We start from the raw sequence: 17281 nt of genomic DNA, 5'->3' as shown, positions 1-17281 counted from the left end.
CGAGCGTACGACTCAACTTCCTTGTCCGGAAGGGGTGCAGATCTCTTTGGCGGAGCCCTGTCAGTACCGCACGGCCCGTCCGGGCGTGTCAACGGCGGACGGCACGGGCCGGCGGGCGCCCACCGCACGTGCCGGGGCGGGCCGGGGCGGGCACCGGCGGTCGGCGGGCGGATGCGGGCGGGTGCGGGCGGACTGCGGCCGTCCGGGGCGCGCCGGAGTACGGAGGGCCCGTGAACCGGGGCAGACGGCCCGTTCCCCGGATTGGGCTACCCTTGAGGGTCACCCCTCCCGTGCCGGCTCTCGGCATCGAATCACGTCGTAAGGGTTCCTAGTACATGACTGTCGAATCGGTCTTCCCACGCCTGGAGGCCCTCCTCCCGCACGTCCAGAAGCCGATCCAGTACGTCGGCGGCGAGCTCAACTCCACCGTCAAGGACTGGGACGCCTGCGACGTCCGTTGGGCGCTGATGTACCCCGACGCCTACGAGGTCGGCCTGCCCAACCAGGGCGTCATGATCCTCTACGAGGTGCTGAACGAGCGCGAGGGCGTGCTCGCCGAGCGCACCTACAGCGTCTGGCCCGACCTCGAGGCACTGATGCGCGAGCACGGCGTCCCGCAGTTCACCGTCGACGCCCACCGCCCGGTGAAGGCCTTCGACGTGTTCGGCCTGTCGTTCTCCACCGAGCTCGGCTACACCAACATGCTGACCGCGCTCGACCTGGCCGGCATCCCGCTGGAGGCCAAGGACCGCACCGACGAGGACCCGATCGTCCTGGCCGGCGGCCACGCGGCCTTCAACCCGGAGCCGATCGCGGACTTCATCGACTGCGCCGTGGTCGGCGACGGCGAGCAGGCCGTCCTCGACATCACGGAGATCGTCCGCGCCTGGAAGACCGAGGGCCGCCCCGGCGGCCGGGACGAGCTGCTGCTGCGCCTGGCCCGTACCGGCGGGGTGTACGTCCCGAAGTTCTACGACGTGGAGTACCTGGCCGACGGCCGGATCGGCCGCGTCGTGCCGAACGCCCCGGGCGTGCCGTGGCGGGTGTCCAAGCACACCGTGATGGACCTCGACGAGTGGCCGTACCCGAAGCAGCCGCTCGTCCCGCTCGCGGAGACGGTGCACGAGCGGATGTCCGTGGAGATCTTCCGCGGCTGCACCCGCGGCTGCCGCTTCTGCCAGGCCGGCATGATCACGCGCCCCGTGCGGGAGCGAAGCATCACCGGCATCGGCGAGATGGTGGAGCGCGGGCTGAAGGCGACCGGCTTCGAGGAGGTCGGCCTGCTGTCGCTGTCCAGCGCCGACCACACCGAGATCGGCGACATCGCCAAGGGCCTCGCGGACCGGTACACCGAGGACAAGATCGGCCTGTCGCTGCCGTCCACCCGCGTCGACGCCTTCAACATCGACCTCGCCAACGAGCTGTCCCGCAACGGGCGCCGCTCGGGCCTCACCTTCGCCCCCGAGGGCGGCAGCGAGCGCATGCGCAAGGTGATCAACAAGATGGTGTCGGAGGAGGACCTGATCCGCACCGTCGCCACCGCGTACGGCAACGGCTGGCGCCAGGTGAAGCTGTACTTCATGTGCGGTCTGCCCACCGAGACCGACGAGGACGTGCTCCAGATCGGCGAGATGGCGAAGAACGTCATCCAGAAGGGCCGCGAGGTCACCGGCCAGAACGACATCCGCTGCACCGTCTCCATCGGCGGGTTCGTGCCCAAGCCGCACACCCCGTTCCAGTGGGCCCCGCAGCTGTCCGCCGAGGACACCGACGCCCGCCTCGCCAAGCTGCGCGACTCGATCCGCGGCGACCGCAAGTACGGCAAGAACATCGGCTACCGCTACCACGACGGCAAGCCCGGCATCGTCGAGGGCCTGCTCTCCCGCGGCGACCGCCGGGTCGGCGCGATCATCCGCGAGGTCTACGAGGACGGCGGCCGCTTCGACGGCTGGCGCGAGTACTTCTCGTACGACCGCTGGATGGCCTGCGCGGACAAGGGCCTGGCCGGCACCGGCGTCGACGTCGACTGGTACACCACCCGCGAGCGCAGCTACGAGGAGGTGCTGCCCTGGGACCACCTGGACAGCGGCCTCGACAAGGACTGGCTGTGGGAGGACTGGCAGGACGCCCTGGAGGAGGTCGAGGTCGACGACTGCCGCTGGACCCCGTGCTTCGACTGTGGCGTGTGCCCCCAGATGGGGACATGGGTACAAACAGGCCCCACCGGCAAGAAGCTGCTGCCGCTCACTGTAGTGAATAACCCAGGTCAGCAGGCATGAACGGTTCGCTCAGGCGGTTAGCCGAGGAGATTGCAGCCCTCAATGAGAGTGAGATAGATCACATCCTGGGGGCGCTCGGCTCGCATCGCGAATCCAGCCCACTCGACCGCACCTGCACTCCACTACCCGAACCCAGAGAGGTTCGAGGGGTCGAGGTCTCGATCGAGTGGATCTGAGCGACCAGAAGGCCGCCACACGGCTGTGTGGCGGCCTTCGTTGCGTCTGTGCTGGACCGGAGGGCGGGTGATCGTGTTACGGTTCCCGAGTTGCAAGTAAGATTCGAGTTGCAACCAGGTCCCAAGCACAGCTGACCCCGGCGGCGCGCCAACGCCCCGGGGTCCGACACGAAGAGGAACGTCTCCGTGCAGATTCAGCGTACCCGGCATGACCGGGACTTCACCGTCCTGCCCAACGCGATACTTCAGGCCTCGAACCTGTCCTTGGCCGCTCGTGGCCTCCTCGGACTGCTCCTGAGCCAGCCTTCCCAGACCGCCGAGACGGTCAGGTCTCTCACCGAGGACACTCAGGAGGGGCAGCGACGTGTCACCTTGGCCCTGAAGGAGCTCCGGTCCGCCGGCTACGTCGTGTGCGCCAAGGCTCAGAACGAGTCCGGCCGCTGGTTCACGCAGGTGACAGTCTCGGATGTCCCGATGACCGAGGGACCGGAGATCGAGTCTCCGAAGTCCGGGGGACAGAAGTGCCGGAGCTTCGGGCCTAACCCTTCGGGAAAGAACCAGGAAAAGAACCCCACCCCTGCCCCTCCTGCCGAAGAGGCTGAGGCCGCGCCGGCGGCCGAGGTCGAAGGCGGGCAGGAAGATGACCACCAGGACCAAGCCACGGCTGAAGCCGTGGCTGTCCTGGCCGGTGTCGGTCGCGTTGAGCGCCGCCTTCGCCTGGGTGTCCCCGAGATGCTTCGACTGGCCCCGCTCGCCGTCGAGTGGCTGTCCCGTGGTGCCACCGAGGCCGAGATCCGTGACGCCCTGATTTCCGGCCTTCCTGCCAAGATCAGGTCCGCTGCCCACGTGATCGAGTGGCGTCTCACGAACAAGATCCCGCCGGTTCCTGTCCCCGTCCAGCCGGTTGTCCCCCTGGTCGAGTGCGCCGAGTGCCGGGGGCCGCTTCCCCGTGGCCAGGAGGCCGGAATTTGCGGCCCGTGCGCCGGGGTGGCCCCGCGCGCCACCGCGCCGGCCGACAGCCTTGATTGGCGCGACACCCGGAACCGTCCCGGGCTTGTGTCCCCTGCCGCTGGCGTCGCGCGTGCTCGCGCTGCCCTCGGTTTCTGACCCTTCCGAACCTGGCCTGAGAGGGGACACCCATGTCCGCGACCGTTTCTGTTGACCTGCCCTGGTTCGCACGGGCGACCCGTAAATTTGGCGCACCGGCCGCTTTTGCTGCGGCCCTGATCATGTCCGTCCCGGGTGAAATCCACCTCGCCGAGGTGGCCGGGTGGTCCTCCGGCTTCTCCACGCTGATGCCGGTCTGTGTCAGCGTGTACGCGGCCAGCGCCGCCGTAATGGCCGACGTGGCCCGACGCTTCGACCTCCCGGGAAAGATGTCCGCACAGATCGGCGCCGTCTTGGCCCTGATCCTGGCCATCCTGGCGCAGGACATTTCCCACCTGATCCAGCTCAACTACATGGGCACCTCTGCTGTCCTGGTCGCTGCTGTCTCGGCCATTCCGGGGCTGGTCGTGGCTCACCTACTGCACATGGGCCGTGGCCCGCGTGAGACGGCCATCGAGGTTGAGGCTCCTGATGTCCCCGAGCCCGACGAGAACCAGGAGGACGGACAGCTGTCCCTGATCGACATGGAGACAGGAGAGGCGAGGCCGCGGCGAGGGAAGCGCGGTCGGCCGGCAGTGGCCCCGGAGGTGGTCCAGGCAGCGGCCGAGAAATTGAAGGCCGAGCAGAAGAAGGTGACCGGCGCCGCCCTGGCGGAGGAACTCGGGCTGTCTCGCCGGACCGGATCGAGGTACCTGGGCAAGCTGGCCCACGAGGCGGAGACCGGCTGACAGGCCGGAAACTCAAAGAGGCCCCCTCGAAGGAGGGGGCCTGAGCGTGGCACTCCTGTGGCCACGGGCGGCAAGGGGTCGAAACCGAGCCTGAGCCGAGCCTACAGGGCTGAACTGAGCACCGGCCCCGGGTCCTGTCCCCGGGGCCGGCTACCTGTATCTGGGCGACGAGGAGCCTCCCAAACATCGGTGCACAGGGTCACCCTACCGGCTTCTGACCTTCTTGATTGAAGTGCTCATATGGCACCCTTCGCGGGGTGCCTTTTGGCGTTTGGTGACCACTTCTGCCGGGACATATAAGACCCCCGGCAATAAAGATGTATGTGTCAACGAGGCCAGTGATGGGACGTTGCCAAGGAAAGAGTGAGGCACCTCACCCCCTGGGCTCAGTTGTCGTCCTCGTCCCGACCGGACAGCCCGGCCGGCTCCATGCTGTCCAGGTCTTCACACCGGCAGACGTCTCCCTCGGGGGCGAAGCACGCCGAGTGGTGCCAATCCTGCTGTTCCATGTCCTCTTCCTCTCGGAGGGCCTGAATCCAGTCTCGGAACGCCCTTCAGAGTGGTCGAGGCAGCAGTAAACACGCAAACACAGTGCGTTAGTTGGGCGTTAGAGGCCTCCCGGCTCGGCATGGTAGGCGTCGGGCGCCCTTCGAGGCCTCCAATTCATTCATTCAGCGCGAGTTCGAGCCCGCGGAAGGGCTCTTGACCGCCCGCAGGCACCTCCGGCGCCTCTCCAGAGGCTCCAGGAAGCCCCAGAAGGCCCCCAGGGCGGCCCGAGAAGCCGTTTCAACCCCCGTGGAGCTTCCGCAGGTCTTCAGGCTGGCCAAGAGCCTCTTGCGGGCTGGCCTCGTGCTCGCCATCCGTAGCCATGGGGGGGTGGTCCGGGGATCTAGAGGATTTGCAATGAGTGAATTAATGTGCTATTGCGTCGATCTGCTAAAAACTTTCATACCCGTACAGCTTGGGAGGAAGGCACCCCCGGTGGGTCCTGTGTGCGTGTATGCATGTATTACCCCCGGGTACACATCACAGGCGATCACGAATGAATCAATGCTCTGACCAGGCAATTCATTCACGCGGGTACACACATGACGACACGTCAGGGGGACATCCTCCCGAGAGGGCAGGGGCACCGGTCTAGACCACTCAGGTTCACTGACGGGGGATCAGATACACACATGACTGGTCATCAGGTAAGCGCTTGCATGTCCGATTCGATACGTAATGCCTGACTCATGCCTGACCGTGTCATGCTCATGAATGTAATCATTGTGTGCAGCTCAATGGGAGAACTAGTGCAAACAAGCTGCATATCTCGTGTGTGTGATAACAGACATGTCACGGAATGGGCTCTCAGTGGTAACAGAATGTGACTACTCTATGTAGTGTTTCATGCACTGAACTAATCGCCGGCTCTAAAAGTGTCCGTTTTGGGGTATTGACTTTCTGGAAATCCGTGATAGCGCGTGTATGCGCCCTCCCCTATACCCGCAGAGCGGCCCCATTCGGCACTTTCCGTGATCAGGTGGTTACGTGACCTCATTTCTGACATGGGCACTGCGGGTTGCTTGCAACTGGGGAAGTGCCTAACGTTCTCGGTGTCGGAAAGAGCAACACCGAAAGGCCCGGTCAGGAAGTACCGCCCCCCAAGGGGGCAAGGGAAACCGGCTGAAAGGCAAGTAGGGGAGTCGGACCGACGGAGAGTGAAACCGCCTCTCCCAAACGCACAGCGGACCGGAGCGATACCTAGCACGCAACGGCTTTCCGGGTTCGGTGTGGTGGTTATGAGCCACCCATCGGGCTACAACAGGGAAGACGGGAAAACAGCGCCAAGGGCCGTAAAGGGATCGAAGTACCTTGACAACATCAAAGGGGCTATCAGCGGCCATTGTGGGCCGCATGCTCCCGGTATCCAAATAGAGGCCGGTGAAACCGTCAGCGCACGCGCTGAAAGGTCACTACACCGAAAGGCCGTGAGGACCGGGGACATGTGGAACTGCGTTGGCAGGCCAGAGAATCCTAGGACCGGGCCGAGAGAGCGTCTAGCAGGCGTTCACGGAGCCTGGCACCGTCAGCCGAAACGATCCTATGTGCTGCGACGACCCCGAAAGGGAGAGCAAACGGGGCAGACACGCGACTGACGTAAAACTCATGACTGTGCAGCGACCACGCGACGACCAATGCACTGATCCCAGAATGAAAGGACTGGGGAGCGAGCGGGAAGCACAGTCAAAGCGCGGCAGGGAGCGCCAAAACCACCCTGTAGGGCCGGAAGGGGTCAGACCCAACCGGCTCTCTATGCGCCGCTAAGGGGCGCAGGAATGCAGCACCGACCTAAGGAGAGGGAGTGTCTGACACCCTTATCAAGACCCCATGTGGGTGCATTGTGCGCGGCAATCGCCACACCTGGGACTATCGGCGATACACCGTAGAGATTCGCGACAGGTACGGGGTCACCCTTAGGACCGTCGACGTACCGGCGAACGATGACAAGCATGCTGAGTCGCTGGCTCAGCAGCAGGGATTTACGGGTGGTGAGCGGGTTCGTCCGGCTAGCTGGACTTACCACAGCATTGGATACGCGACCATGCGTGGCCAGTGCTGCACCGATTCCCGGATCTGCACCGGGTGCATGAACCGAATCCTTGACGGCCTGTATTAGGCCTCTTTTTTTGCCCTCTTACTTGCAACTCGAAATTTGCTTGCAACTCTGGAGGGTGGGCGAGCGCGCCTAGTCGCTCACGGCCCCGGCCGTGGGTGGCTAAGTCCGGTCGGCTGACTGGCAACACCCCTACTACCGAAGGAATGAGTATGAGCACTGCAACCGCAGAGATCACCCTCTCGGAGGCAATCGAGAAGTACGCGAGTCAGAACTACGTCTATGCCCCGTGGAATTTCGAGCACGCTGCCGAACAGAACGGGTGGACGTCCATCGGGATGATCACGGACCCGATGGGGTCGCCGGTTAGCAGCAGCACCGACCCCCGGCATTACCAGTACGTCACGCACACCTATGCCCTTCACGCCAGCAATGCGGAGCGCATTGAAGAGATCCTGAATGAGGTCGCCGGCGGCCTGGAGTGGGCCCACGGTCCCGGGGATTGCTATGTCTACAACGCGGACCACCCCGGGATGGTGAAAGCGGTCGAGGGCATCGAGGGCGCTTTGGCGAACTATGCGGTTCTGAACGAGGAACGCATGTCTGAGCTGGAGTACGAGGAAAACCACTCGGACGAATTCAAGTGCGGTTCGGGAGACCCGGATTGCGGTTGTGAGGCGAACACTCACGTCTGCCGTGAGGAGTGGTTGGGCGCCGTCGCTGACGACACCGACGAATTGACCTCTGACCTTTACTGGTGCCGGTATTGCAGTGACTGGGTGAAGGTTACGGACGCTGACCGAATGGAGGCGGACCGTCGTGGCCACGGGCCCCGCAAGTGGTGGGAGTTCACCCGGGCGGACTTTTCGCCCCGGGCCGCGAAGCGGCATGAGGAGGCCCAGAAGCGCTACCGCGAGGAAGTCCAGGAATGGCAGCAGCTTGGGCAGCTCGACCTGTTCTCGGACGCCACCGTCCCAACCGTGGATGAGCTGATCAACATGATGGGACTGGAGAACTGAAATGCGCCATATCTTTGCCCGTATCGCTCTCGTTGGCGCTCTCACGGCCTCGTTCTATGTCGGGTATCTGGCCAACCACTCGTCAGGCCTGGACTCGTCGGTGAGCACGTTCAATGACGGGTTCGCCGATTCGAAACAGGATGACTGCGACCAGGGATTCCAGCCCGCTTGTGACTGGATTTCCTTTCACTGAGTGACGCGCTTTGGTTCGGCCGGGCAGGGCCCGGCCGCTCCATGGCCTTTCACCCAACTAGAGAACGGAATAGACAAATGAACCAGGCCCCCAAGACTGAGCAGAGCATTGAAGCCCTCGCGGCCGATTACGAGGCGCGACAGGCATTCATTGACATGTGGAACCACGGCTTCCCGCGTTGCCCGCTGACCCGTTACACCGAGGCCGCTTTCCGGCTTGCCGACGAGCTCGTCTGACCTGTTTTTGGTTCGGTCGGGCTTGCTCCGACCTGCCACTTATTATCCGTAAAGAGAGAGTGGAGCCGTGAACCAGATCTTTGAGAACGACAAATGCATTGAGGCGGTGGCTGCCGCATATGAGGCTCGGCAAGCTTTTCGTGAAATGCTGCCGCATGGATTTCCGGGTTGCCCGCTTCTCCGTTACACGGAAACTGCGTGGCGCCTGGCTGACGAAATAGCTGCAAACCTTTTCTGACCTGCTTTGGTCGGGGCCGGTAATCCGGCCCCGGTCATGGCCTGTCAGTCGACAGAACACCACTTATCCCGATCCCTGAAAGGGGCAGGCATGGCTAAGCGCAACCGCCACACCGTACGACTTCTGAAAGCGCAGAGCGAGGGTGCAGTTATCCGAGAGTGGGGCACCTATGCCCCGGTGAAGTACCGGCCACGCAGTCACAGCGACGCGTACCCGTGGGCTGTGCTCGATGAGCCGGTTAATCAGTACGTCCACATGTCCGCTCGATACTGCATCGCGGTTTGGCCGGATGGGAGGTGGACCAATTCGGTGGGACAGGTGGTGACCCGTGAAAAGCCCTGGTCCGCCTTTACGGTCATCTTCCGGTGGTCGTGTCACTACCTCGACAAGATTTACAACCCCAACTTCCCGGACCCCAAGGGAGTGGCTTTCCAGGTTTGGGCAAGTGATGGGGACGCCGCTTTCGACTTTGCGGAAGCGGAGGCGGTCATCAGGTTCGGTGATAAGGCAGTTTACCTGGAGCACGTGGTGTGTCTCCACGGTCACGCTTACGAGGTGGAGGGAAAGGACTTCTGAAATGCACGGACTGAGCTGCATTCGCTGTGCGGGTATCCGTGTGAGGTTCACGGTCCGGGCATGGGCCGTGTGCCTCGACTGCGGGGCAGGAATGATGCAGGGCGAATCGATGCGTTGCCGTGAATGGTGCGAGATGTGCGAGGGATTCCTCTCCGAGGACGATCGCTGAATACGTCTGACCCGCTTTGCTCTAGGCCGCTCCGACCCCCGGAGCGGCCTTTTGCATGGCCTGTCAGCCGACAGGACTACCACCTAGCCGAAAGGCATTGAAATGAGCCGCTGGACCGATACCCGTGAGGGCTTCGCCCGACTTGGGGCCGAGTACACCCCCGACTACCGGGGATACGTGATCAACGTCCGCGACGAGGGTGAGGATTGGTACGTCTATGCGTGGGATGAGCGGAACGGAATAACCGCCTACCTGTCCCATGCCGACACGGAGAATGCAGCCCGGGAAATCCTGGAGATCCACGCCGGTATTCGGCGGTCCGGGTTCCTCTGCGAGGTGTGGACCGGTGAGGAGGTTGGGCACTGCCCGGAGGGCGCCACCGGGGTCCGGTGGACCGACTCCAAGCGAACCGGCAAGCGGGTCCGCGTGCTCCTGTGCCCCCACCACGGCGGGATCTTCGACGACTGGACGTGGACCCCCATCTCTACCTACCGAGATGAGTACGGGATCAACCCGGAGGACACCGCCATCATCGGCGGTCGACTGGGGCCCGAGAGGGACGGGGAATCCACGTGGGTGGTCGAGGTGGACAACACCTGCCAGGCCCCCTACGTGAGGAACACGCTTCGGCGAGCACTGGCGAAGACCGAACTCACCTGGTCCAACTCGGACTACGTGAGTGCGGCCCGGTCGTTGGTGTCGAGCCTCCCGGACGACGGGCCGTGGTACCTGACCCGGGTTGAGCTGCACACCATCCGCATTGCGGTTGAGCGGCGACGTTCCCGGTACCCGGCTTACCGTGCCGCAGCAACGGCAGCGAACGACGCCATTGCGGCCCGCATCACCGAGGCGAGCGAGCACGCGATCCGCCGGCGTCAGCAGGGCCTCAGCTAGTCGCTTGCGTGACCACCAGGCCCAAGCCGGCCGAGAAGTCCCGGGGAGAGGTCTGCCCCGAGGCCGGCCGCGGGGGCCTGGTGGTGGCGCTGGCCACTAGACGAAAGGAGCGGTCAATGCCCTACCCGAACAACTACCAGGGCGGTTGCTCGAATAACTGCGGTCGAGAGGCAACGCATTGGGTTGGAATCGAGCGGTTCGGCGAGCCCTGGTTCGCCCGATACCCACACTGCGAGCCATGCGCTGACGAGATGGTTTCTAACCCGGCGATGGGTGCCACCTCGAAGCCGATTCGGAGGCGGTAATGCCGACCGATGATGAAGTGCGGGCATTCATGGTGGAAGTCGGATTGCGTGATCCGGATAACACCTCCGAAGTGACACCGCCAGAACTCCGCTACTTCCACAAGTACAAGCCCTCTCGCGACGCCCGAAAGGCAAGCGAGAGGGCGGCGCAGGAACGCATGGATGCGTCATGGGCGCGGGCAGAGGAGTCTCGGAAGCGTGCCCAGTTCCACATTGACCACATGAAGAAGTGCCGCGAGTGGGGCCGTGAGAACGGATTCACCGTGGGAACGCGCGGAGCCATCCCTAAGGCCGTGCGTGAGGCATACAAGGAAGCGACAGGAGTAGAGCTGTGAGCATGATCAAGCAGTATTCGCAGGATGCGGAAGCGGTCGAGGTTAAGGCGGTCGAGGTCGCTCGAATTGAGGACTCCCGCACCTGCCTGTTGGCACTGGCAGAGCTGTTCCGGGAATGCGGCAGGCTCGCCGCCGGCTACCCCGACCCGGAGCGGGTGGCGCGAATGCTGGTCGAGGACGTCACGGAAACGTGGCAGGCGGAGCGGTGGAACGTCCGTCACGGGGCGGAGCTGGTGGCCGCGTGAGCGTTTGGCAGCCTCATCCGATTCTCGGTCGGGTCGTCCTGGACCCGACGTCGAAGACCACGGCTCCGGGGCCATGGCAGGAATTCCTACTGGCCTTCGTGCCTCTGTGCATAGCTGACCTCAGAACCAAGTCGGCGGCCGACTTTGAGGCCGTCCGAGAGGCTGCGGTCGAACAGATCGCATCCCATGGCGACGTAGCGCAGTTCGGAGGGAAGGGGCGGGCAAAGGCGAGGGTGGGCATAGCTCAGGGCCTTGCAATCCTCGCCTTCGCTGAGGGCGGAGTCACTGCCCTAGGAATTCACGCCTGCGTCGAGGCCCATGAAGGGTGCCCCGGAAACTAGTGCGGTCGCTTTTGGTGATGGCCGGGCCCTGGCGGTCCGGCCTTCGCCATGGACGCTCGCACAAAAGGAGAAACAAGAATGGCCAGGAAGGTAGTTGAGATTGAGACGGTGTCCTGCGACGCCTGCTCGAAGAAGGGTGAGGACACGGACGGCGTGATGAAGCTGATCATCGGTCCCGACGAATACGACTTGTGCGAGATGCACGGGGAGAAGTTTCGTGCCCTTCTCGCCGAAGCGCTCGGCACCACCACTGACATCGCGCAGAGCGCGTGAGAAAGGAGAGGGAAATGAGCACGACCTTTGAGGCAATGCGGTTCGGACCCCTCGGGGACGCCGTTGCGGCGGCCATGCCCAACAGTGAGGCCGACCCGGTAGGCGTATGGGCCGCTTCGCTCTCGATGTACTCGGCTGCCATCAGCCGCACCGTTCGACTGGACAACAACAGGCCCGTGGTCGTCTGGACCGTCCTGGCCGGCCGGTCCGGGGTCGGTCGAAAGGGATACGCGCTGTTCACCGCCAAAACCTTTATGGGTCAGGTGATCGGCGGATTTCTTGACACCCGGACCCGAGACGGAATCTCCTCCGGCCCCAGCCTGGTCGACATGCTCAACAAGTTCGAGCTGGAGACCAGCGGTCAGCCGGGCGGAATCGACGGTCGGGCAATGTTGGTGGAGGAGGAATGGGCCAGTGTCCTTAAGCGACAGAAGCGCTGCCCCAACTTCTCGACGCTCTTCCGGACCGCATGGGACGGCAAGACCATCAGCAACCGTACGAAGAAGGAGCTCCAGGCGGTTAACCGCCCGTTGCTGGGATTCCACGCCCACATCACGCCCGGCGAGTGGGCAAGGTACGTGAGTTCCAGTGAGGCGCTGGGAGGCTCGTATAACCGATTGCTCCCGGTGCTGGTCGAGCGCTCCAAGATGCTGAGCTACGACAACAAGCCTGCATTCGTGGACGTGAAGGCGCTCAAGGCGGCATTCGCGTGGGCCACTTCCGAGCCCCGCGTCATCGGGTTCGACAAGGCGGCCGGCCAGAGGTACGACGAGATTCGGGCCGAGGTCGAAGACAAGATGGCGGAATTGCCCGAGCTGCTGTCGAGCTACATGGAACGGGCGGCGGAACAGGTCCACCGGATCGCGGCCGTCCTCACGGCCACCACGCGGAAGACGAAGATCACGCGGAAGGCGGTCGATGCCGCCTGGGCCTTCGTGCAATACAGCATGTCGAGCGTCGAGAAGCTGGTGCGCGAGGCTGCCGACCAGGCCACGAAACCGGTGAAGAGCACGGCCGAGCTGGTACGTGAGGTTCTTCAGCGGTACGAGGGCGAGGCCTCCAGCACGATCCTGCTTCGGGCCTTGGGAACCCGAGTCACGGCGGCCTCGGTGCGGGCAGCGGTTGAGCAGATGTCCGACGTTGAGATGGAGACGGTCAGGAGCGGGGGCCGCGGGGCGCCCCGCATCATGTACCGCCTGGTTGAACCGCCTGAGGCGCCCGCCGTGGTTCAGGAGCCCGAAGTCCCGACCGCGCCGGCGGTGACCGAGGCCGAGCCGATTTCGAGGCCGGCGAGGCGGCGGCCGAAAAAGGCGGTTGGCTCCGAGCGGCCGGCGGGCAAGCCGACCCTTCGTGTCGTCGGGTCGAGTCCGGTCCCGAAGAAGACGACCACCAGGCCCAAGGCCAAGGCGAAGAAGTCGGCGGTTGAGCCCAGCTCGAACCCGTTCCTTGCCCTGCTGTGAAGCACCGGCTCCGAGGACGCCCGCAGGGCTACTTGCAGTGCACCGAATGCCGGGCCGTATTCCTTAGCAAGGAGTCGGCCCGGCTTTCTGCTGCCCCGTGCGAGGAAATCAAGCTGCCCCACGGCCACCGATTCGACCGTGAGCACGTCCTTTTACCCACCTACTACGACCGGGGGACCGGGCACGGCCCCGACAGGCTATGTGACGACTCCGGTTGCTTCTGCATGCGTCACCAATGTGACTGCGACATGTGCCAAGAAAAGCTCATCGTTCCGGCGCTAAAAGTCCTCATGGACAGCCAGGAATCCGACCCTAAGGACACGACCAAAATGACCGGCGGCATCGAAATGCACCTTCCCGCGACCCTTCGCAAGCACGTGATCCGTGAGCTCGAACCGACGACGGACGGACACCACGACCTGATCACCGCTTGCAAGGAACTCCAGCTCGGCAACTCGGCGCACTCGGTCACGGTGCGAGTCAGCAATGACGCCCTGGGCGTCGCCCTCGACATCTGCCGGCGGTGGCTGGACAGTGACAACGGGAACAAGGTGATGACCGCGAAGACGGTCCTCAAGCGGCATGAGCTGGACTACGAGCCGGAGGACCCGCGCCAGCGGCGGCACGACTTCAAGATGCCCAAGAGCCTGGGCAGTTACGTGTCGAGCCAGATCACGCAGGGGTTCCTGAGGAACCGCCCCGAGCTGCTGGCCGAACTGGAGGCCTGCGCGAACGGCGACGGTAGTTTCAACGGTCGCGTCACTTACGCCACGCTGGGCTGGCTGCTGGAGATCGCCAAGTCCAACGCGGTCCACGGTGCGGGCGCCGTGCAACGGGCTGGGAAGAAGTTCATGACGACATACCTGCCCGCATGGGAGGAGACCGGGCGCCTGGTCGCCAAGTACGAGAAGGCGGCCCCCGCGATCGACCAGGAGCCGGCTGAGGTCATCGAGCACCAGGACCAGGACCAGGAGCCGGCTGCCGAGCTGGACGACCAGGAGCCCGCGGAGGAGGCCGCCCCCGAGCAGGCCGGAAAGTCGGTCGGTCCGGTCCCGGAGAACTGGGTGGCCATGGCGGAGGAAGCGTGCACGGAGACGGCGCGGGCCTGGTGGCGCCGGAAGGTTGCTTCGTGGGGTCGGTGACCCCGGCACGGATGCCCCAGCGACAGCGCCCCCGGTTCGTCCGGGGGCGCTTCGCCCCGGTGGTGTCCCGGTGGATAAGCGGCCAGGTGTGGCACAACGACCTACCCGTGTCGGTACCGCCCGATACGGTCGAGAGGGAAGCCCGCGCAAGCGGGACGAGGAGTGAGGGCACAGTATGACCGAGATCAACCCGACGGCTGAGGTCAACCGCCGCATCTTGGAGAGCCGGGAGAAGCGCAGGAGGAAGGAAGTGACGGACGCGGTCGAGGGCTTCGAGTTGGCGGAGGCTCGTGCCATTGCGCTCCGCGCGCACCAGGAAGGTGCGTTGTTCGACCCGAAGTTCTGGGCGTGGTCGCTCGTCGACCTGGTAGGGGCCGGCAACCCGGCAACGCAGGTCGGCCCCGTGGTCAACGGTCGACAGGAAATCACCTTCATCGTAGGGGCCGCCGAGCGTTGGCAGGCCGCCCCGCTGATCCTGCGGTCTGTCGAGATCGGGGCGATCGTGCGAGCCGAGACGTACGAGCCCACGGGCGGCGTCCAGATCACCGCGGCCTACCCGGTTGAGCTGCTGCTGAGTCCTCCGCTCGATTCGGTGCGGGCGAAGGCGGAGTGGGTGCTCCAGGGCATGCCGGACCCCGAGGAGGAGGGCGAGCCGGATGTGTGAGGCGCCGGACGGTGTCCCGGAGTGCCCGCGTTGCGGCAGTGCGCTCGGCCGGCGACCGGGCCTGTCCAGGGCGGGTGGCACGAGGATCTGTTCGAGCTGCTGCACGGATGAGGCGATCCGGGTAGCCAGCGGCCTGACGCTCCCGGCGGTCGACGAGTGGCCGGTGGCCGGTCGACTGGGCCCGGACGACCTCGCGGTGCCCGAGGGCCACGAGCTGATCCCGCCGGCCTGGTCGGAGTAGACGAGAGGCCCCCCGCCTGCTGGGCGGGGGGCCTCCGTGGTCCGGGTCAGACGTCGCCGAACTCGCCTGCAACGGTTGCGGTGACGAAGTCCCTCCACGCCTCGTTGCTGAAGACAATTGCAGGCCCCTGAGGGTCCTTGGAGTCACGGACGGGGGTGATGCCGGTGTAGCCGTCAGCAACCTCAACGCACCCGCCTCCGCCGTCGCTGTAGGTGCTCTTGCGCCACCCAGCGAAGGCTAGGTCAGCTCGCGTCCTCGTGCTCATAGTCACTCCTTACCTTCCGGATCAGGGCCAAGGTGCTGGCCCTGCCCTTAGCGTCCGCCTGTAGGCGATCGTACTTTCTGGCCCAGCCCGAGACGGTCTCACCGTCTTGCTCTAGGTATCCCCTCTGTAGGGTCTCGAAATACGCGACCATCGAGCGATTCGGCAACGTGAGCAACGTCACCGGGTGGGAAAGCGGTTGCTCTTCGCCGAGGCTGAACGGCGCGATCTGGAGGACGACGTTCGGCCTGGCTGCCAGTGCCTCCAGGTGGGCCAACTGCTGGACCATAACGCTAGGTCCGCCGATCGGTCGACGCAGCACAGCCTCTTCCAACACTGCGTGAACAGCCCGAGTTCGATCAAGTAGCCCTTGCCGTACAGCCAGGAGCTTCAGGCGTTCGTCGGCATCGGCTTGGGTGGCGTCGCCCCTCCGCACGATGGCGGCCTCGTAGGCCGCGGAGTACTGGGGATGCTGCAACACGCCAGGTACCAAGCCCGTGGCGAAGATCCTTATTCCGATCGCCTCACGCTCCTTGGCGGCGTACTCCCGAAACCCCGGGATCAGGCTGCCGCCCTTCCAGCTCCAGTACAGGAGCAGGATCGAACCGCCGGCCTCCAGGTGCTCGTCCACGCGCTCTACGAAGGTCAAAGACGGAGCCTGTTTGGCCCCCTCCACGTTCGAGATATAGGCGTTTGAGTACCCGACCAGCTTGCCTAGCTCGATCTGCGTCAGGCCCTTTGCCTCGCGTGACCTGGTGATTTGCACCGCGAGAGCCGCCAGCGGCGATGACGTTGGATCAACTGTGCGACGCGCCATGATCGTTACCTCTTTGAGGTCGAGTCAGCTAGCGATTTCAAAGCCTTCCGATGGTAGCCGTAAACGTCGAATCTGGTAGTGGCACAACTACGGAAAGGAGCGGACGTTGCAGCGGCACGGAACCCCCACCACCTCCCTCTCGCGTGAGCCGGACGTCGGAAACCAGGCTCTCGGAGTGGAGTCGGAGCGCACCAAGGCCGCCTTCGAGGTGGTGATCTACCTGGCCCAGACCGGTGCGGCGTTCCCCGAGCTGGAGTTGGAGCGCTGCGCGGAGTACGCCAGCCGCTTCGGCTGGGGCGTCGCCCTGGTCGTGGTGGACCCCTCCGACGAGATGGAGAAGCCGCCGGCCCAACGGCCCGGCCTTCAGGCGGCGGTGACCAGGATTCGGGCCGGGAACGCCGGTGCGATCATGGTCCCGAACCGGATGACCATCTCGCCGATCCAGGAGGAGTACAACGAGTTCTCCGAGGCGGTTGAGAAGGTTCGGGGCTTCGTCCAGGTGGCGCCGCGCAGATGAAGCGAATCACCATCCTCCCCGTTGCCGATCCCGTCGGTTCGTGCCGTCCGTGCTGGGTCATGATGGACAACCGCGCGGGTGGCTTGGTGAAGGTCTCCCCGGCGGACCCTCGACCGTTGCGGTTCTACGAATTCGACATGGCACAGAGCTGGGCCGGGAAGTGGAACGACAGGCGGACGGTGGCGGTGTGACCGTTACCACCGACCGCTACCAGCTCGGCCAGCGCTCTGGTGAATTCCTCATCTGGGATTACCTGATGCAGGACGTGTGCCGCCTTCCCGACCAGTCTGGGGAGCTGAAGACACTCATCTTCCCCAGCAGGGACAAGGCGTGCGGATGGCTCGTCTTGTGCAAGATCGCCGGCCTTGAGATGCAGTGCCCGGCGGCGATTAACCAGTCCACCGGCATGCCGCTCATCTTCAGGTCGAGGCCCTACAAGGGCGGAACGCTCGCCTGGGTCTAGTC

General features: G+C 64.5%; 21 protein-coding genes. 18 read left to right on the top strand and 3 right to left on the bottom strand.

Going from position 1 to position 17281, the window contains the following annotated elements; translation table 11 throughout:
* Positions 1-335: 335 nt before the first annotated feature.
* The 3 genes from ACZ5OX_RS05470 (at position 336) to ACZ5OX_RS05460 (ending at position 4290) form a co-directional block, all read left to right on the top strand.
* Positions 336-2279 carry a TIGR03960 family B12-binding radical SAM protein gene (locus ACZ5OX_RS05470; RefSeq protein WP_465628823.1) on the top strand — a complete coding sequence of 648 codons (1944 nt, stop codon included), beginning with the start codon at positions 336-338 and terminating at the stop codon, positions 2277-2279.
* 362 nt (positions 2280-2641) lie between these two features.
* A complete protein-coding gene (locus ACZ5OX_RS05465; protein WP_465628822.1) occupies positions 2642-3562 on the top strand; it encodes a hypothetical protein in 921 nt (306 codons plus the stop codon).
* Positions 3563-3594: 32 nt separating this feature from the next.
* A complete protein-coding gene (locus ACZ5OX_RS05460; RefSeq protein WP_465628821.1) occupies positions 3595-4290 on the top strand; it encodes a hypothetical protein in 696 nt (231 codons plus the stop codon).
* 386 nt (positions 4291-4676) lie between these two features.
* Here the strand turns inward: ACZ5OX_RS05460 and ACZ5OX_RS05455 are convergent, their stop codons facing one another.
* The gene (locus ACZ5OX_RS05455) at positions 4677-4799 is read right to left on the bottom strand and encodes a hypothetical protein (protein WP_465628820.1); all 123 of its coding nucleotides are present in this window, start codon (positions 4797-4799) and stop codon (positions 4677-4679) included.
* A 2302-nt stretch (positions 4800-7101) separates the two neighbouring features.
* On the opposite strand from ACZ5OX_RS05455, the gene ACZ5OX_RS05450 reads away from it, so the two are divergent.
* The 12 genes from ACZ5OX_RS05450 to ACZ5OX_RS05395 all read left to right on the top strand — a co-directional run bounded on the left by ACZ5OX_RS05450 (position 7102) and on the right by ACZ5OX_RS05395 (position 15220).
* Complete coding sequence (locus ACZ5OX_RS05450) at positions 7102-7908, top strand: hypothetical protein (protein WP_465628819.1); 807 nt, start codon at positions 7102-7104, stop codon at positions 7906-7908.
* Between the two features lie 270 nt (positions 7909-8178).
* Positions 8179-8337, top strand: a complete 159-nt coding sequence (locus tag ACZ5OX_RS05445; protein ID WP_465628818.1) for a hypothetical protein — start codon at positions 8179-8181, stop codon at positions 8335-8337.
* Positions 8338-8404: 67 nt separating this feature from the next.
* Positions 8405-8575, top strand: a complete 171-nt coding sequence (locus ACZ5OX_RS05440; protein ID WP_465628817.1) for a hypothetical protein — start codon at positions 8405-8407, stop codon at positions 8573-8575.
* A 90-nt stretch (positions 8576-8665) separates the two neighbouring features.
* Positions 8666-9151 (top strand): hypothetical protein, encoded by a 486-nt coding sequence (locus ACZ5OX_RS05435; RefSeq protein ID WP_465628816.1) that lies wholly within the window; start codon positions 8666-8668, stop codon positions 9149-9151.
* A 271-nt stretch (positions 9152-9422) separates the two neighbouring features.
* Entirely contained in the window at positions 9423-10214 is a 792-nt protein-coding gene (locus ACZ5OX_RS05430; protein WP_465628815.1) for a hypothetical protein, read from the top strand.
* 304 nt (positions 10215-10518) lie between these two features.
* A complete protein-coding gene (locus ACZ5OX_RS05425) occupies positions 10519-10854 on the top strand; it encodes an Lsr2 family DNA-binding protein (RefSeq protein ID WP_465628814.1) in 336 nt (111 codons plus the stop codon).
* The gene (locus tag ACZ5OX_RS05420; protein ID WP_465628813.1) at positions 10851-11099 is read left to right on the top strand and encodes a hypothetical protein; all 249 of its coding nucleotides are present in this window, start codon (positions 10851-10853) and stop codon (positions 11097-11099) included. The genes ACZ5OX_RS05425 and ACZ5OX_RS05420 overlap by 4 nt, the downstream gene beginning before the upstream one ends.
* 419 nt (positions 11100-11518) lie before the next feature.
* On the top strand, positions 11519-11713 hold the full coding sequence (locus ACZ5OX_RS05415) for a hypothetical protein (RefSeq protein ID WP_465628812.1): 195 nt from the start codon (positions 11519-11521) through the stop codon (positions 11711-11713).
* A gap of 14 nt (positions 11714-11727) precedes the next feature.
* Positions 11728-13173 carry a DUF3987 domain-containing protein gene (locus ACZ5OX_RS05410; RefSeq protein ID WP_465628811.1) on the top strand — a complete coding sequence of 482 codons (1446 nt, stop codon included), beginning with the start codon at positions 11728-11730 and terminating at the stop codon, positions 13171-13173.
* A gap of 329 nt (positions 13174-13502) precedes the next feature.
* Positions 13503-14315 carry a hypothetical protein gene (locus ACZ5OX_RS05405; protein WP_465628810.1) on the top strand — a complete coding sequence of 271 codons (813 nt, stop codon included), beginning with the start codon at positions 13503-13505 and terminating at the stop codon, positions 14313-14315.
* A 175-nt stretch (positions 14316-14490) separates the two neighbouring features.
* A complete protein-coding gene (locus tag ACZ5OX_RS05400) occupies positions 14491-14979 on the top strand; it encodes a hypothetical protein (RefSeq protein WP_465628809.1) in 489 nt (162 codons plus the stop codon).
* Positions 14972-15220: a hypothetical protein gene (locus ACZ5OX_RS05395; RefSeq protein WP_465628808.1), complete on the top strand. Its 249-nt coding sequence runs from the start codon at positions 14972-14974 to the stop codon at positions 15218-15220. Before ACZ5OX_RS05400 ends, ACZ5OX_RS05395 begins: the two co-directional genes overlap by 8 nt.
* Positions 15221-15266: 46 nt before the next feature.
* Here ACZ5OX_RS05395 and ACZ5OX_RS05390 read toward each other — a convergent pair whose 3' ends face one another.
* Positions 15267-15485: a DUF397 domain-containing protein gene (locus ACZ5OX_RS05390; protein ID WP_465628807.1), complete on the bottom strand. Its 219-nt coding sequence runs from the start codon at positions 15483-15485 to the stop codon at positions 15267-15269.
* Positions 15463-16299 (bottom strand): Scr1 family TA system antitoxin-like transcriptional regulator, encoded by an 837-nt coding sequence (locus tag ACZ5OX_RS05385; protein ID WP_465628806.1) that lies wholly within the window; start codon positions 16297-16299, stop codon positions 15463-15465. Before ACZ5OX_RS05385 ends, ACZ5OX_RS05390 begins: the two co-directional genes overlap by 23 nt.
* A 106-nt stretch (positions 16300-16405) precedes the next feature.
* Between ACZ5OX_RS05385 and ACZ5OX_RS05380 the strand changes: the two genes are divergently transcribed.
* The 3 genes from ACZ5OX_RS05380 to ACZ5OX_RS05370 are packed head-to-tail and all read left to right on the top strand — an operon-like array spanning position 16406 to position 17279.
* Complete coding sequence (locus ACZ5OX_RS05380) at positions 16406-16816, top strand: hypothetical protein (RefSeq protein ID WP_465628805.1); 411 nt, start codon at positions 16406-16408, stop codon at positions 16814-16816.
* Entirely contained in the window at positions 16813-17007 is a 195-nt protein-coding gene (locus tag ACZ5OX_RS05375) for a hypothetical protein (RefSeq protein ID WP_465628804.1), read from the top strand. The genes ACZ5OX_RS05380 and ACZ5OX_RS05375 overlap by 4 nt, the downstream gene beginning before the upstream one ends.
* Complete coding sequence (locus tag ACZ5OX_RS05370; protein WP_465628803.1) at positions 17004-17279, top strand: hypothetical protein; 276 nt, start codon at positions 17004-17006, stop codon at positions 17277-17279. The genes ACZ5OX_RS05375 and ACZ5OX_RS05370 overlap by 4 nt, the downstream gene beginning before the upstream one ends.
* Positions 17280-17281 lie beyond the last annotated feature (2 nt).

This window comes from Kitasatospora sp. NPDC032121 (assembly GCF_055580145.1).
The sequence above is the reverse complement of the archived record's forward strand: the minus strand, read 5'-3'. Positions and strand labels throughout refer to the sequence as shown.